11 protein-coding genes are annotated in these 14,151 nt (G+C 74.1%); 6 read left to right on the top strand and 5 right to left on the bottom strand.

Annotated elements, in window-relative coordinates; genetic code table 11:
* Positions 1–85: 85 nt before the first annotated feature.
* The gene (locus ACIGG8_RS05325; RefSeq protein WP_396545929.1) at positions 86–706 is read right to left on the bottom strand and encodes a TetR/AcrR family transcriptional regulator; all 621 of its coding nucleotides are present in this window, start codon (positions 704–706) and stop codon (positions 86–88) included.
* Between the two features lie 143 nt (positions 707–849).
* Here ACIGG8_RS05325 and ACIGG8_RS05330 point away from each other — a divergent pair, with 143 nt between their 5' ends.
* The 3 genes from ACIGG8_RS05330 to ACIGG8_RS05340 all read left to right on the top strand — a co-directional run bounded on the left by ACIGG8_RS05330 (position 850) and on the right by ACIGG8_RS05340 (position 3,715).
* Positions 850–1,683, top strand: coding sequence for a class II aldolase/adducin family protein (locus ACIGG8_RS05330; protein ID WP_396545930.1), 834 nt, complete (start codon positions 850–852; stop codon positions 1,681–1,683).
* A gap of 145 nt (positions 1,684–1,828) precedes the next feature.
* Positions 1,829–2,851 carry a 2-dehydropantoate 2-reductase gene (locus tag ACIGG8_RS05335; RefSeq protein ID WP_396545931.1) on the top strand — a complete coding sequence of 341 codons (1,023 nt, stop codon included), beginning with the start codon at positions 1,829–1,831 and terminating at the stop codon, positions 2,849–2,851.
* Between the two features lie 111 nt (positions 2,852–2,962).
* Positions 2,963–3,715, top strand: coding sequence for a maleylpyruvate isomerase family mycothiol-dependent enzyme (locus tag ACIGG8_RS05340; protein WP_396545932.1), 753 nt, complete (start codon positions 2,963–2,965; stop codon positions 3,713–3,715).
* A gap of 64 nt (positions 3,716–3,779) precedes the next feature.
* Here the strand turns inward: ACIGG8_RS05340 and ACIGG8_RS05345 are convergent, their stop codons facing one another.
* The 4 genes from ACIGG8_RS05345 to ACIGG8_RS05360 form a co-directional block, all read right to left on the bottom strand.
* The gene (locus ACIGG8_RS05345; protein ID WP_396545933.1) at positions 3,780–3,944 is read right to left on the bottom strand and encodes a nuclear transport factor 2 family protein; all 165 of its coding nucleotides are present in this window, start codon (positions 3,942–3,944) and stop codon (positions 3,780–3,782) included.
* 86 nt (positions 3,945–4,030) lie between these two features.
* On the bottom strand, positions 4,031–5,767 hold the full coding sequence (locus ACIGG8_RS05350) for a SulP family inorganic anion transporter (protein WP_396545934.1): 1,737 nt from the start codon (positions 5,765–5,767) through the stop codon (positions 4,031–4,033).
* Positions 5,768–5,795: 28 nt separating this feature from the next.
* Positions 5,796–8,540 (bottom strand): cation-translocating P-type ATPase, encoded by a 2,745-nt coding sequence (locus ACIGG8_RS05355; protein ID WP_396545935.1) that lies wholly within the window; start codon positions 8,538–8,540, stop codon positions 5,796–5,798.
* A gap of 37 nt (positions 8,541–8,577) precedes the next feature.
* Positions 8,578–9,525, bottom strand: coding sequence for a polyphosphate kinase 2 family protein (locus ACIGG8_RS05360; protein ID WP_396545936.1), 948 nt, complete (start codon positions 9,523–9,525; stop codon positions 8,578–8,580).
* A gap of 255 nt (positions 9,526–9,780) precedes the next feature.
* Between ACIGG8_RS05360 and ACIGG8_RS05365 the strand changes: the two genes are divergently transcribed.
* The 3 genes from ACIGG8_RS05365 (at position 9,781) to ACIGG8_RS05375 (ending at position 13,991) form a co-directional block, all read left to right on the top strand.
* The gene (locus tag ACIGG8_RS05365) at positions 9,781–10,272 is read left to right on the top strand and encodes a DUF1269 domain-containing protein (RefSeq protein WP_350522838.1); all 492 of its coding nucleotides are present in this window, start codon (positions 9,781–9,783) and stop codon (positions 10,270–10,272) included.
* Between the two features lie 742 nt (positions 10,273–11,014).
* Entirely contained in the window at positions 11,015–13,666 is a 2,652-nt protein-coding gene (gene lanKC / locus ACIGG8_RS05370) for a class III lanthionine synthetase LanKC (RefSeq protein WP_396545937.1), read from the top strand.
* Positions 13,667–13,865: 199 nt separating this feature from the next.
* Positions 13,866–13,991: a SapB/AmfS family lanthipeptide gene (locus ACIGG8_RS05375; RefSeq protein WP_350522840.1), complete on the top strand. Its 126-nt coding sequence runs from the start codon at positions 13,866–13,868 to the stop codon at positions 13,989–13,991.
* The last annotated feature ends 160 nt before the right edge of the window (positions 13,992–14,151 follow it).

Raw genomic sequence — 14,151 nt, forward strand, 5'->3', positions numbered from 1 at the left:
GGCGCCCCGGCCGCCACGGCGTGAACCGCCCCTGCTGCGACGGCGTGAACCGGGCCTCCGGTCGGGGCGCGGCCGGCGCCTCAGCTCAGGACACCCGGGTGGCGTCCGTGGTGAGCGCCGTCAACAGGGGCTCCAGGAAGCGCTGTTCGAGCCTGCCCGGCGGCAGCTGCTCGGGTTCGACGTAGCTCTGCGCCAGGCCTCCCTCGCGGATCGCGATCAGCAGCCGGGCCACCTCGTCCGGGTCCGCGGTGAGGGTGCGTCCGGCCCGGGCGAGGTGGTCGGTGAGCGCCCGGGCGAGCTCGGCGCGCAGCCGGGCGTCGTGCCGGGCCAGCACCCAGGCGGCCTGCCGGTCGCGGATGGCGTGCAGGGTGAACTCGGTGGTGACGAGGTACCAGTCGCGTTCGGCCGGCTCGACCTCGCACAGGACCTCGACCAGCGCCTGAACGGTGAGGTCCTCGGTGGCGATCGAGTCGACCAGTTCGGTCATCCTCCCGACGATCCGGTCGCTGTGCGCGTCGAACAGCGCGAGGAACAGCTCCTCCTTGCTGCTGAAGTTCGAGTAGAACGCGCCCCGGGTGTAGCCGGCCCGCTCACAGATCTGCTCGATGGTGGCGGCGCGGAAGCCCTGCTCGGCGAAGGTCTCCAGCGCGGCCTGCAGCAGGGCCGCACGGGTGCGCGGTCGTCGCTTGGTCTCACCCTTGGGCATCGGTGGCGTCCCGGTTCACTCGGAGGTCGGCGGTCGGAGGCGGCGGACGGATCCCGAAGCCCGGCGGACGGCCCCGTCGGCCGGATTCGACCCTGCATCGGATCCATTGTCGTATCGGATACAGCATTGTATCTTCTGGGGCCATGAGCACCCCACCGCCTCTTGGCGCGGGCACCCCGCTGCCCGCCTCGCTCGCCGCCGCCGTCGGACCGCTGCCCGCCGGAGTCACCCTGCCGCTGCCGCCGGCCTTCGACTCGGTGGCCGCCGAACGCCGGTACCGCAAGGAGCAACTCGCCGCAGGATTCCGGCTGTTCGGCCGGTTCGGGTTCTCCGAAGGGGTCGCCGGGCACATCACCGTGCGCGACCCGGAGCACCCCGACCAGTTCTGGGTGAACCCGTTCGGCATGCCCTTCGGCATGATCAAGGCCTCGGACCTGCTCCTCGTCGACCACGAGGGCACCCTGCTGCACGGCAACCGGCCGGTGAACCGGGCCGCCTTCGTGATCCACTCCCAGGTGCACGCGGCCCGCCCGGACGCGGTCGCGGCCGCCCACGCGCACTCCCTGCACGGCAAGGCCTTCTCCAGCCTCGGCATCGCGCTCGACCCGCTCACCCAGGACGCCTGCGCGTTCTTCGAGGACCACGGGCTGTACAGCGACTACCGCGGCGTGGTGAACGAGGTCGACGAGGGCAAGCGGATCGCCGCCGCGCTCGGCCCGCACAAGGCGGTGATCCTGCAGAACCACGGGCTGCTGACGGTCGGCCGGTCGGTCGCCGAGGCGGTCTGGTGGTTCGTCACGATGGAGCGCTCCTGCCAGGCCCAGCTGCTCGCCATGGCGGCCGGCACCCCCAAGCACATCGACCGGGAGACCGCGCTGATCACCCGCGGACAGGTGGGCAGCGACCTGGCCGGCTGGTTCCAGGCCCAGCCGCTCTTCGAGCAGATCGCCGCCACCGACCCGGACCTGACCGGCTGACCCGAGCGGCCCGCCACCGGGCCCGGCACCGAGCCCGGCACCGAGCCCCGCTCCGAGCCCGACCCGCCCTCCCGAGGCCGCTCCGACCGCGTCGGCCGGCCCACCCGACCCGCCGGCTCCGGCCGCCGCCGGAAGGACAGCAGCAGTGGACAAGGAACCGCGGATCGCGGTCTTCGGCGCCGGCAGCATCGGCTGCCACCTCGGGGGCATGCTGGCCGCCGCCGCGGACGTCACCCTGATCGGCCGGCCCGCGGCGATGGCCGCCCTCGAACGCGACGGGCTGACGCTCACCGGCCCCGGCCGCGCCCGGCGGGAGGTGCGCGGGCTGACCCTCGCCACCGACGCGGCCGCCGCCGCGTCCGCGGACTACGTGCTGGTGACCGTCAAGTCCGCGGACACCCGCACCGCCGCGCGCGAGCTGGCGGGGCGGCTGGCACCCGGCGCGGTGGTGATCAGCTTCCAGAACGGCCTGCACAACGCCGACGAGCTGCGGGCCGGGCTGCCGGGCCACCGGGTGCTCGCCGGGATGGTGCCGTACAACGTGCTGCGCAGCGGCCCGGCCGCCGTCCACCAGGGCAGCGGCGGCGCGCTCATGGTCGAGGACGTGCCGGCGGCCGGCGCGTTCGCGACGGCGGCCCGGGCGGGCGGTCTGAGCCTGGCACTGCGCACGGACATGCCCGCCGTCCAGGCCGCGAAGCTGCTGATGAACCTCAACAACGCGGTGAACGCGCTGTCCGGCCTGCCGCTGCGCGAGGAGCTGGGCACCCGGGCGTACCGGGCCTGTCTGGCCCGGTGCCAGCGGGAGGCGCTCGCCGTCTTCCGGGCGGCGGGCACCGCGCCCGCCCGGCTCGGCCCGGTGCCGCCGCACTGGACGCCCCGGGTGCTCGGGCTGCCGGACGCGGTCTTCCGGAGGGTGGCGGCCGCGAGCCTGCGGATCGACGCCCTGGCCCGGTCGTCCATGTGGGAGGACCTGCAGCGGGGCCGCCCGACCGAGATCGACTCGCTCCAGGGCGAGGTGGTCGCGATCGCGGCCCGGCACGGTCTGGCGGCTCCGGCCAACGCGCGGCTGGCCGCGCTGGTGCACGAGGCCGAGCGGGCCGGGCCGGGCGCCGCCCGCCGGTGGTCGGGCCCGGCGCTGCTGGCGGCGCTCGGCCCGGCGGATGCTTGACAGAATCAACCTTTCAGGCCTACCGTCGCCCACGTTATTTCATGCGATGAACCATCGGGGCGCCCGCCGCCCCGAGGCGCCGCCAGGCCCGCGTCCCCGGAGACCACGCCCATGACCCCGCACGACCACGGCACCGCCGTCGCCGCCGAGACCGCCCGCTTCGTCGCCGCCGTGCAGCACGCCGACCCGACGCTCCCGGTGCCCGGCTGCCCGGGCTGGACCGTCGCCGACCTGGTCCGCCACGCGGGCAGCGTGCAGCGCTGGTTCGCCGTCCTGCTCCGGCAGCGGATCCAGGAGCCCCCGCGCAGCCGCGACGTCGACCTGCGGCTGCCCGAGCGCACCGAGGACTACCCGGCCTGGCTGGCCGAGTCCGCCGAGGAGGCCGCCACCGCCTTCACCGACCTCGACGCGCCGATGTGGGCCTGGGGCGCCGACCAGCACGCCCGCTTCTGGGTGCGCCGGATGCTGTTCGAGACCCTCGTCCACCGGGTCGACGCCGAGGTCGCACTCGGCCTCGCCCCCACCGTCGACCCGGTCCTCGCGGCCGACGGCGTGGCCGAGTTCCTCACCAACCTGCCCTTCGCCACCCTCTTCGCGCCCGGGACGGCCGAGCTGCGCGGCGACGACCGGACCATCCGCTTCGCCCGCACCGACGGCGAGGGCGACTGGCTGGTCCGGCTGCGCCCCGACGGCTTCGCCCTGGACCCCGACGGCGCGGACACCACCGCCGACGCCACCCTCCGGGCCACCGCCGCCGACCTGCTGCTGGTCCTCTACGGCCGCCTCGACCGCACCGCCCCCGCCGTCGCGACGTCCGGCGACCAGGCCCTGCTGGACCACTGGTTCGCGCACTCCGCCTTCTGACGCAAGCCGATCACGGCCCGCACCCGGCCGCCGGGCGGGTGCGGGCCCGACAGTTCCGGGCGCCCTAAGCCCCGGCCGCCTCGTCGGCCGCCAGGGCGCGGGCGATGGGCAGGGTGTCGGAGGTCTGCCGCAGCTGGGTGATCCGGCCGTCCCGCAGGGTGAAGAAGTGGGCGAACCGCGAGGTCACCGGCACCCCGCCGGCCGTCCGGCCGACGTAGCGACCGAGCACGATGACCTGGTCGCCGTCCTCGTACGGGGGGCGGGGGCGCCCAGGGTCGGACGACCCGGTCGTCCGGGCCCGGTGGTCCCTCTCCGTCAGTCGGGCGGTGCGGCGTCCGGGCTGCCGTCCTCCCCCGCCCAGGCGCGGTAGGCGGCGACCGCCGTCGACAGGGCGGGGAAGATCCGGTCCGCACCGACGGAGTCGCTCAGGCCGTACGCGTCGAGCTCGGCCCGCAGGTCCTGCTTGACCCGGGCGAGGGCGAACACGATGCCGCGGTCGGCCAGTTCGAGCCGCAGGGCGTCCAGCGAGTCCAGCGCGGTGATGTCCACCTCGACGTTCGCCTCGGTGTTGAGGACGAACCACCGTACCGGCTCGGGCTGTTCGGCCAGGGCGGCGAGGGCGCGGCGGAGGAGGTTCTCCGCGTTGGCGAAGAACAGCGGGGAGTCGTAGCGGTAGATCAGCAGTCCGGGGATCGTCCGCGCCTCGGGGTAGTCGTCGACGTCGTGCATCCCGGCCACGCCCGGGACGACGCCCAGCACCGCGTCGTGCGGTCGCGCGACCCGGCTGAGCAGCTCGATCACCGACAGTCCGACGGCCACCAGCACGCCGTAGAGGATGTCCAGGGCCAGCACGCCGAGCATGCAGCCGAGTGCCAGCAGCAGTTCGCGGCTCCGGAACGAGGCCAGCCGGCGGAAGCCGGCGAGGTCGATCATCCGCAGCGCGGCGAACACCACCAGGGCGCCGAGCACCGCGTCCGGCGTGTCGTGCAGCAGCGGGCTGAGGAACAGCAGCACGGCGACCACGCCGAGGCCGGCGGCGAGCGCGTACGCCTGGCTGCGGCCGCCCGCCGACTCGGCCAGCGCGGTACGGCTGGCGCTGCTGCTCACCGGGAAGCCCTGGAAGAACCCGGCGCCGAGGTTGACCGCACCGAGGCCCAGCAGTTCCTGGTTGGCGTCCAGCCGCCCCTCCCCGCCGGTCTTCTCGAAGGCGCGCGCGGTGAGGATGAAGTCGGTGTAGCCGACGAGCAGGATGCCCAGCGCGGGAAGCACCAGCCGGTTCAGCTCGGAGAGGTCCGGCAGCTTGGGCACGGGCAGTCCGGCCGGGATGTCGCCGATCACCGCGATGCCGTGGTCCTTGAGCGAGAACCCCGCCGAGACCGCGGTGCCGAGGACGACGGCCAGCAGCGGGCCGGGCAGGCGCGGGAGGAAGCGGGCCACCAGGAAGAGGAAGAGCAGGGTCGCGACGCTGAAGGCGACGGTCGGCAGGTGGGCCTCGGTGATGTCCGCCGCGAACGACCTCAGCTGCGGGAAGAAGCCCTCGCCGCGCACGTCGATCCCGGTGAGCTTGGACAGCTGGTCGACGATCATGATCAGTGCCACGCCGGCGAGGTAGCCGATCAGCACCGGCCGGGAGAGCAGGTCGGCGACGAAGCCGAGCCGGGCCAGCCACGCCAGCACGCACAGCAGGCCGACCACCACGGCGAGGCCCGCGGCCAGGGCGGCGTAGCGGCCGGTGTCGCCGCCGGCCATCGGCCCGACCACGGTGGCGGTCATCAGCGCGGTGGTCGACTCGGGCCCGACCGACAGCAGGCGGGACGAGCCGACCAGGGCGTACAGCACGATGGCGGGCAGGATGGCCCACAGTCCGGTGACGGGCGGCAGGCCCGCCACGCTCGCGTACGCCATGACCTGCGGCACCAGGTAGGCCACCACGGTGGCACCGGCCAGCAGGTCGCCCCGCAGCCAGTCGCGCCGGTAGCGGCGGAGCACCGCGAGTCCCGGCAGGGTGGGCACCACGCGGCGCCATCCTCGGTCGGGTGCTCCGGTGGCCATGGTTCTCCTCAGTGACTCCGCGACCCCGTCACGGGCGGGCGGTGACCGCCGCCGTGGCGCGGGCGGCCGGCGATCTGCGGGCCAGGAACTTGCCCAGCTCCCACAGCAGCAGGAGGGCGACGGCGGCCAGCAGCGCCCAGCCGAACTGCCGGGCGTTGATGTCGGTGGTCCCGAGGATGCGGTGGAACGCGTCCATCTGGGTGACCAGCACCGCCAGGACGAACTCGCCCAGGGCCGCCCGGTTCATCTGCTTGCTGTCGAAGGTGTCGGCGCTCAGCGCGGACGCCCGCTCGCTGCGGCACTCGAAGGCCGCCACGATCAGGCAGAGCGCGAAGGCGGTGAAGGCGATCGAGTTGCCGACCTGCGCGCTGTGGTAGTGCGTCTCGCCCAGCTTGGTCAGCCCGAGCAGGGCGACCGTGACGGCCAGTCCGGCGAGCCCGACGGTGATCATCACCGGACCGGTCAGCACCGTCTCGCCGCGCGGGCGCGGGGTGCGCCGCATCAGACCGGGGCTCTCCCGGTCGAAGCCGAGGGCGAAGCCGAACGGGGCGTTGACCACGAAGTGGACCCACAGGACCTGCGCCGGGGTGAACGGCTCGCCCGCGGCGATGTTCAGGAGCGCGGCGCCGAGGAAGGTCAGCACGAAGGTCACCAGCAGCACCAGGACGAACCGGATGTACTTGGTGAGGTTGTCGTAGAGCTTCCGGCCCTCCTCCACGGCGTAGACGATGGTGGCGAAGTTGTCGTCGGAGAGGACCATCCGGCTCGCGTTCTTCGCCGCGTCGGTGCCGCTGCCCATGGCGATCCCGATGTCGGCGGCCTTGATGGCCGGCGCGTCGTTGACGCCGTCGCCGGTCATCGCGACCACGTCGCCCTTCTTCTTGAGCGTGGCGGCGAGCAGCACCTTGTGCTCGGGCGCGACCCGGCCGACCACCCCGATGCCGTCGATCCGGGCCAGCCGCTCGTGCTCCGGCAGGGCGGCGAAGTCGGCGCCGAGGACGGCCTCGCCGTCGATGCCCAGTCGGCGGGCGATGGCCGCCCCGGTGGTCACGTCGTCGCCGGTCACCATGCGGACCCGGATGTGCGCGGCCTGCGCGCTGGCGACCGCCACCCGGGACTCCTCGCGCGGCGGGTCGACCATGGCCACCAGGCTGGTCATCCGCAGGCCGTCGACGAGCGCCAGGAGGTCGCCGTCCGGGTCGAACTCCGCCGGGTCCAGGTCACGGACGGCCCCGGCCATCACCCGCAGTCCCTCGCCGCCCATCCGCTCGGTCTGCGCCTGGGCGCGCCCGCTGAGGTCCGCGTCCCAGGGGACGACCGCGCCGTTCGAGAGCGCGGTGGCGGCGCGGGCCGTCACCGCGGGCGCCGCGCCCTTCACGAAGCACCGCACCACCGGCCGGCCGTCCGCGTCCTTCGCCTCGTTGAAGCTGGCCATCAGCTTGTAGCTCGGGTCGAAGGGCAGGGTGGCGAGACGGGGGAAGCGCTCCCGGGTGGCCTCGATGTCCAGCCCGGCCTTGTGGCCGAGGACGAGCAGGGCGCCCTCGGTCGGGTCGCCGACGACCCGGCCCTCGACCAGCTTGGCGTCGTTGGCGACGAGGTGGGGCAGGACGGCCTCCTCGATGCTCGGGGCGGAGCCCGCGGCGTGGTGGATCCGCCCGTCGAGGCGGTAGCCGGTGCCGGAGACGGTGTAGCGGTCCGCGGGGGTGACCACCTCCACCACCGTCATCTGGTTCATCGTCAGGGTGCCGGTCTTGTCGGAGTTGATCGCCGAGGTGAAGCCGAGCGTCTCGACGGACGGCAGCTCCTTGACGATCGCGTTCCGCTTGGCCAGGTTGAGGCTGCCCACGGAGAGGATGACCTGGCTGACCGTCGGCAGCGCCTCCGGGATGGCCGCGATGGCCAGCGAGACCGCGCTGACGAACAGGGCGTCCCAGGCCTGGTCGCGGCTGCGGCCGAGCGCGAACATCACGATCATGGTCAGGCCGGCCGCCGCCGCGATCCACAGCGTCAGCGTGTTGAGCTCCCTGGTGAGCGGTGACTGCTCCTTCTCGGTGGCCGACAGCATCCCGGAGATCTTGCCCAGTTCGGTGCCCTCCCCGGTCGCGGTGATGACGAGCAGTCCGCTGCCGTGGGTCACCGGGGTGTTCATGAACGCCATGTCGGTCTGGTCACCCGGGCTCAGCCGCTCGCCCGTCACGGTGCCGGCGTCCTTCGCGGCGGGGACGCTCTCACCGGTCAGCGCCGACTCGTCGATCTGCAGCGCGCTGGCCTCGACGATCCGGCCGTCCGCCGGGACCTCGTCGCCCGCCCGGACGAGCACCACGTCGCCCACGACCAGCTGCTCGGCCGGGATCTCCGCCTCCGTACCGTCCCGCCGCACCCGCGCGGTGGCCTTCATCATCGACCGCAGCGCGTTCATCGCGCTCTCGGCCTTGCCCTCCTGCCGCAGGCCGACGACCGCGTTGAACAGGGTCAGCACGATCAGCAGGATCGCGGTGGTCCACTCCTTGATCGCCAACGAGACCACCGCCGCCGCCACCAGGATGATCTGCATGTAGCTGCGGTACTGGTCGAGGAAGCGCAGCCAGTTCGGCCTCGCCTTCTCCTCGGGCAGCGCGTTCGGCCCGTGCGCGGCGAGCAGTTCGGCCGCCCTGGCCGCCGTCAGCCCGGTCGCCGGGTCCACGCCGAGCGCCGCCGCGACCTCCCGGGCGGGCCGCGCGTACCAGGGGTCCGGGGGCTCCTGCGGCCCGGGCAGACCGCTCTGCTCCGCCATGTCCACTCCTCAAGTCCGGAAGGTCGACGTCGCCGCCTCAGTCGGTGCGGTGCTCGGCCGCGTACGGGTCGCGCGCGGCGCCCCTGGGGGCCTCCCGCTCCAGGCGGCGCTTGGCGACGAGGAGTTCCTTCCGCGCCTCGTCCCCGACCGTGGGGTACTGCGGATCGATCCCGATCAGCGTGTGGGCGAGCACCGCCGCCGCGCAGATGCGCGCGAACCACTTGCGGTCCGCCGGCACGACGTACCAGGGCGCCCAGGGCGTGCTCGTGGCCGACAGCATCTCGGAGAACGCCTCCTGGTAGTCGTCCCACCGCTCGCGCTCGCGGATGTCGGCCGCGGAGAACTTCCAGTTCTTCTCCGGCAGGTCGATCCGCTTCAGGAAACGGGTGCGCTGCTCCTCCTTCGAGAGGTTCAGGAAGACCTTCACCACCTTGATCCCGTTGTCGGTGAGGTAGCGCTCCCAGTCGTTGATCTCCCGGTAGCGGCGGTGCCAGACCCCGGGGCCCTTGGCCTCCTCGGGCAGCTTCTGCCGGTCGAGGTTCTCCGGGTGGACCCGCACCACCAGGACCTCCTCGTAGTGGGACCGGTTGAAGATCCCGATGTCGCCGCGGGCCGGGAGCCGCTGCGCGTACCGCCACAGGTAGTCGTGGTCCAGCTCCTCCGTCGAGGGCACCTTGAAGCCGCTCACCTTGACGCCCTGCGGGTTCACCCCGCTCATGACGTGGCGGATCGTCCCGTCCTTGCCGCCGGCGTCGAGCGCCTGGAGGCAGAGCAGCACGCCGTAGGTGTCCTGGGCCGCCAGCCGCGACTGGTACTCCGCGAGCAGTGAGACGCCGGTGCGCAGCAGCTCCGCGCCCTGCCGCTTCTTCAGGCCCGCCTTGTAGCGGGGGTCGAAGTCCTCCGCCAGGTCCACGCTCGAACCCGGCTTCACCCGCAGCGGCTTGACGAACTTCGCAATGCGCTTGGCCGTCCGTGCGTCCGACATCGCCCGTACCACGTCCTCTCGGGAGAGTGCTACGTGCCACGCTGCGGCAGCCGGGTGGACGCGGCAATCCGGCGGCGTCCTTCCGGGGCGGCCCGGCCGGGGGTCCGCGGGGGGTCCGGCCGGGGTGCCGGCCGGCGGTTGTGAAGGCGGGCCCACGGGCCCCGGGTACCCCGTCCGGTGGCCGGGTGTGGCGGCACCTGGGCGCCGGGCCGACGATGGGCCTGTCGTGCGCACCCCCTCTGACCGGAGACCATCATGGCGACCCTGACGGTATGGCGCTTCCCCACCGCGACCGGAGCCGACGAAGCCCTCGAAACACTGAAGAAGCTGCAGCGCCAGGAGCTGATCAAGGTCCAGGACGGAGCCGTGGTCAGCTGGCCGGGCGACGCCCGGAAGCCGAAGACCCGCCACCTGAGCGACATGACCGGCATGGGCGCCCTGGGCGGTGCCTTCTGGGGCTTCCTGCTCGGGCTGATCTTCTTCGTGCCGATCCTCGGCGCCGCGGTGGGCGCGGCCGGCGGGGCGCTGGGCGGCCACCTCGCCCACCTCGGCATCGACGAGGACTTCATCAAGCGGCTGCGGGACAAGGTGACGCCCGGCACCTCCGCGCTGTTCGTCCTCAGCACGGACGCCGTGCTCGACGCCGTCCGGGCCTCGTTCGAGGGCATGCACGCCGAGCTCCTGGAGACGAACCTCTCGCCCGAGGAGGAGGCCCGGCTGCGCGAGGCGTTCACCGAGGGCGAGTGAGAACCGGGCCGCGGGGCGCGTCCTCCGCTCCGGGCGGGGAGCTCCGGGCCGGACGGTCCGGGTGGCCACGGTTCGCGTGGCCGGCAGCCGACGACGTCCGGGCGGTGAGGCCGCCGACGTCCGGGTGCCGAGGGGGCGGCGCGCGCCGTGACGGCGGGCGCCCCGTCGGCATCCCGGGCGCACGAGATCGTCCGTCCCCGGGCGCGCGCCGTCGGACGGGACCGGTGCGCCGACGGCTGCGCCGGACGAGCGCCGGGAGGAATCCGGCCACGACCGGGTTCCCCGGGGGTGATCGTGCGCCACCGAACGGTACGCACCCCCCGGGTGACGACCGCGGCGCCGCCGGCGGCCGCTGCGGGTCCGCCGCTCCGGCGGGCTGCCGCCGCCGTGGACCACCGGCCGGGCCGCGCGACCTGCGCCCGAGTCGATCAGCCCCCCGCCGCCCCGCGACGGGGCGCAGTCGTCCCTGCACCCGGAGCGATCACCGCTGGTGGGGGGCCATGCCATTCATTCCGATCAATATTCCGATGGGATATTCGGCCAAACATCCCGGAGCCTCTGGCGTCCGGTCGAACACTGACCGCAGACTCTCCCCGGACCGCTCACCAGGTGCACCGGCCTCCCACCCGAGGCCTTCACACGAGCGGCCCGCCTCTCCCAGGTTTCTCCCCCGGCCCAGTGGTGCCGTGCGCCCGGACGACGGTGCGCGGCGACGCTGCTCGACGCCTCCTGGAGGATTCCGATGGACATGCGCTACGAGGCGTACTCCTACGCCGACCCGCTCTTCTACGACTCGCCGGTCCGCTGGGCCACGCTGGAGGAGTTCCCCGAGGCGGTCGAACCGGCACCGGCCGGCTGGACGCGCAACGCCCGCGAGGTGTGGGTGGGATTCCAGCCCGTCGACCTCCGGCTGCCCGAGCAGGGCTGGAAGATCCACGTCTCGGCGTGCATGGACAACGCCCCTCGGATCCTGGACGTCGTCCGCACCCACTGCTTCACCCATCGCGTGGCGTTCAAGTTCCTGCGCAGCCCGGCGCTGGTCCAGACGCAGAACGCGAAGTACGCCCCGCGCGGCTCCAGCGGCAAGTTCATGACGCTCTACCCGGTCGGCGACGACGCCCTGGAGCGATGTCTCACCGACCTCGACGCCGCCCTCGCCGGCGAACCCGGACCGTACATCCTCTCCGACCTCCGCTGGCGGGAGGGCCCGCTCTACCTGCGCTACGGCGGGTTCGTCGAGCAGTTCTGCCGCACCGAGACCGGCGAACTGGTCCTCGCCTTCCGCGAACCCTCCGGCGCGCTGCGCCCCGACGTCCGCCGGGCCGTCTTCGAGGTGCCCGAGTGGGCACCGGTGCCCGCCGTCCTCGCCCCGGCCCTGGCCGACCCGGCACGGACCGGCCCGAGCGAGTTCCCGTACGCGGTGGAACGGGCCCTGCACTTCTCCAACGGCGGCGGCATCTACCTCGGCCGGCACAACGACGGCGGCCCGCAGGTGGTGCTCAAGGAGGCCCGGCCGCACGCCGGCCTGGACCAGCGCGGCGAGGACGCCGTCCGCCGGCTCGGACGCGAACACGACGTGCTGCAACGGCTGCGCGGCCTGGACGCCGTGCCGGACGCCCTCGGGTACCTCACCGCGTGGGAACACCACTTCCTGGTCCAGGAGTATGTCGAGGGCGAACCGCTGCACCGCTGGTTCGGGCTCAACTACCCGCTGGTGCACCCGGACGCGGACACCGCCGCCGTCGAGGACTACCGGGCCGAGGCGCTGCGCATCCTCGACGCCGTGACCGAGGGCCTGCGCACGATCCACGACCGCGGCATCGTGTTCGGCGACCTCCACCCGCGCAACCTGATCGTCCGGCCGGACGGCAGCGTCGCCTTCGTCGACTTCGAACTCGCCTCCCCCGTCGACGAGTTCCTCCGGCCCGCGCTCGGCGCAGCCGGCTTCGCGGCCCCGCCCGGACTGACCGGGTTCGCGGTCGACGAGCACGCGCTGGCCGCCATCCGGCTGTGGCTCTTCCTGCCGCTCATGCCGCTGACCGTCCTCAGCCCCGGGAAGGCGGGTGCGCTCGTCCGCGCCGCCCGGCACCGGTTCGGACTGTCCCCGCAGCTGCTGCCCGACCCGCCGGCTCCGGCCGCCGCGGCCGCGGGTGTCTCGGCCCCGGGCGCTGCGGTCGCGGGTGTCCCGGCCCCGGGTGTCCCGGTCGCGGGCGCCGTGGGAGCTCCGGACCACGCCTTCGAGGAGCTGCTGGACGGCGGGCCCGACAGCTGGCCCCGGCTGCGTGCGGAACTCACCGCCGCCATCACGGCCGCCGCCACCCCGGACCGCACCGACCGGCTCTTCCCCGGCGACCCGGGCCAGTTCACCCATGACGGACTCGGCCTGTCCTACGGCGCGGCCGGGGTGCTCTGGGCCCTGCACACCACCGGCGCCGAGATCGACCCCGACCACGTCCGCTGGCTGACCGCGGCGGTGCACCGGGAACCCTGCCGGTCCGGCCTGTTCATCGGCGCACACGGCGTCGCGTACGTCCTGGACCTGCTCGGACGACGCACCGAGGCCCTCGACCTGCTGGAACGGCTCGGCAAGGACGACGTCGACGGCCTCGGTCCCGACCTCGCCGGCGGCCTGGCCGGAGTCGGCCTGACCCTCTGCCACTTCGCGCGGACCACCGGCGACCGGGCCCTGCGCGAAGCCGCCGTGGACGCCGCCGAACGCGCCGTCACCAAGCTCGGACTCCACCTGCCGGACGGCGCGGCCACCGGGGCGGGGGCGGCGGCCGGGGCGCGGACCGGGTTGATGCACGGCCCCACCGGAGCCGCCCTCCTGTTGCTGCACCTCCACGAGGACTCCGGCGACCCGGCGCTGCTGGACCTCGCCCGGCGCGCCCTGGACCGTGACCTCGCCCGCTGCGTCCTCGCCGAGGACGGCACCCTCCAGGTCGACGACGGCGCCCGGGTCCTGCCCTACCTGGAGTCCGGCAGCGCCGGCATCGCCGCCGTCCTCCACACCTACTTGCGGCACCGTCCGGACGCCGCGCTCGCCGAGCGGCTGGAGCAGATCCGCGGCGCCGCCCGGCCCGAGTTCATCGTCCAGTCGGGCCTGTTCAACGGACGGGCCGGCCTGATCGCGCTGCTCCGGCAGGCCCAGGGCGGGGGCACGGAGCACGCGGACACGATCCGCCGCCACATCCGCCGGCTCGCCTGGCACGCCATCCCCTACCAGGGCCACCCGGCCTTCCCCGGCGAGCAGTTGCTGCGCCTGTCGATGGACCTCGCCACCGGCACCGCCGGCGTGCTGACCGCGCTCGGGGCGGTGTTCGCGGACAGTCCGGCGATGCCGTTCTGGCCCTCCGCGGCGGGCCCGGACGGACCGCGCACGAACCCCGCCTGAGCGGCCGGTCGTCCCGACCACCCGACCCACCCCGACCACTCGGACCACCCGGACCACCCGGACGTCCCGCCCGGTCCGACTGTTCCCACGGCACGCCGAGCGCCACTTCCGGCCGGCTGCCCACCCCGCGGCGTCACCGCCGCCCACGAGTTCCGGCAACTGCCGGGAGCACCGCACCACAACCCGATGGGAGTTCACCATGTCGATCCTGAACCTGCAGGCCCTGGAGACCGTCGAGGAGACCGTCGAGTACCGCTCGGTCCTCAGCTCGCTGAGCGCCGTCAACTGCACCAACAGCACGGTCAGCACCCTGCTCTGCCTCTGAGCAACCGCCGGCCGCGGGCTCGTCCCGCGGCCGGCGTCCGAGGCGGGGCGGGCCCCCGGGGGGCCGGGGCCCGGCCCCCCCGGCCGCCCCCCGGCCCCCGGCACCCCCCCCCGGCCCCCGTGCCCGTAAGGCCCCAAACCCCCCCACCCCCGCCCCCCCC

Origin of the sequence: Kitasatospora sp. NPDC085464, from assembly GCF_044541955.1 — a bacterium.
Lineage (GTDB): Bacteria > Actinomycetota > Actinomycetes > Streptomycetales > Streptomycetaceae > Kitasatospora.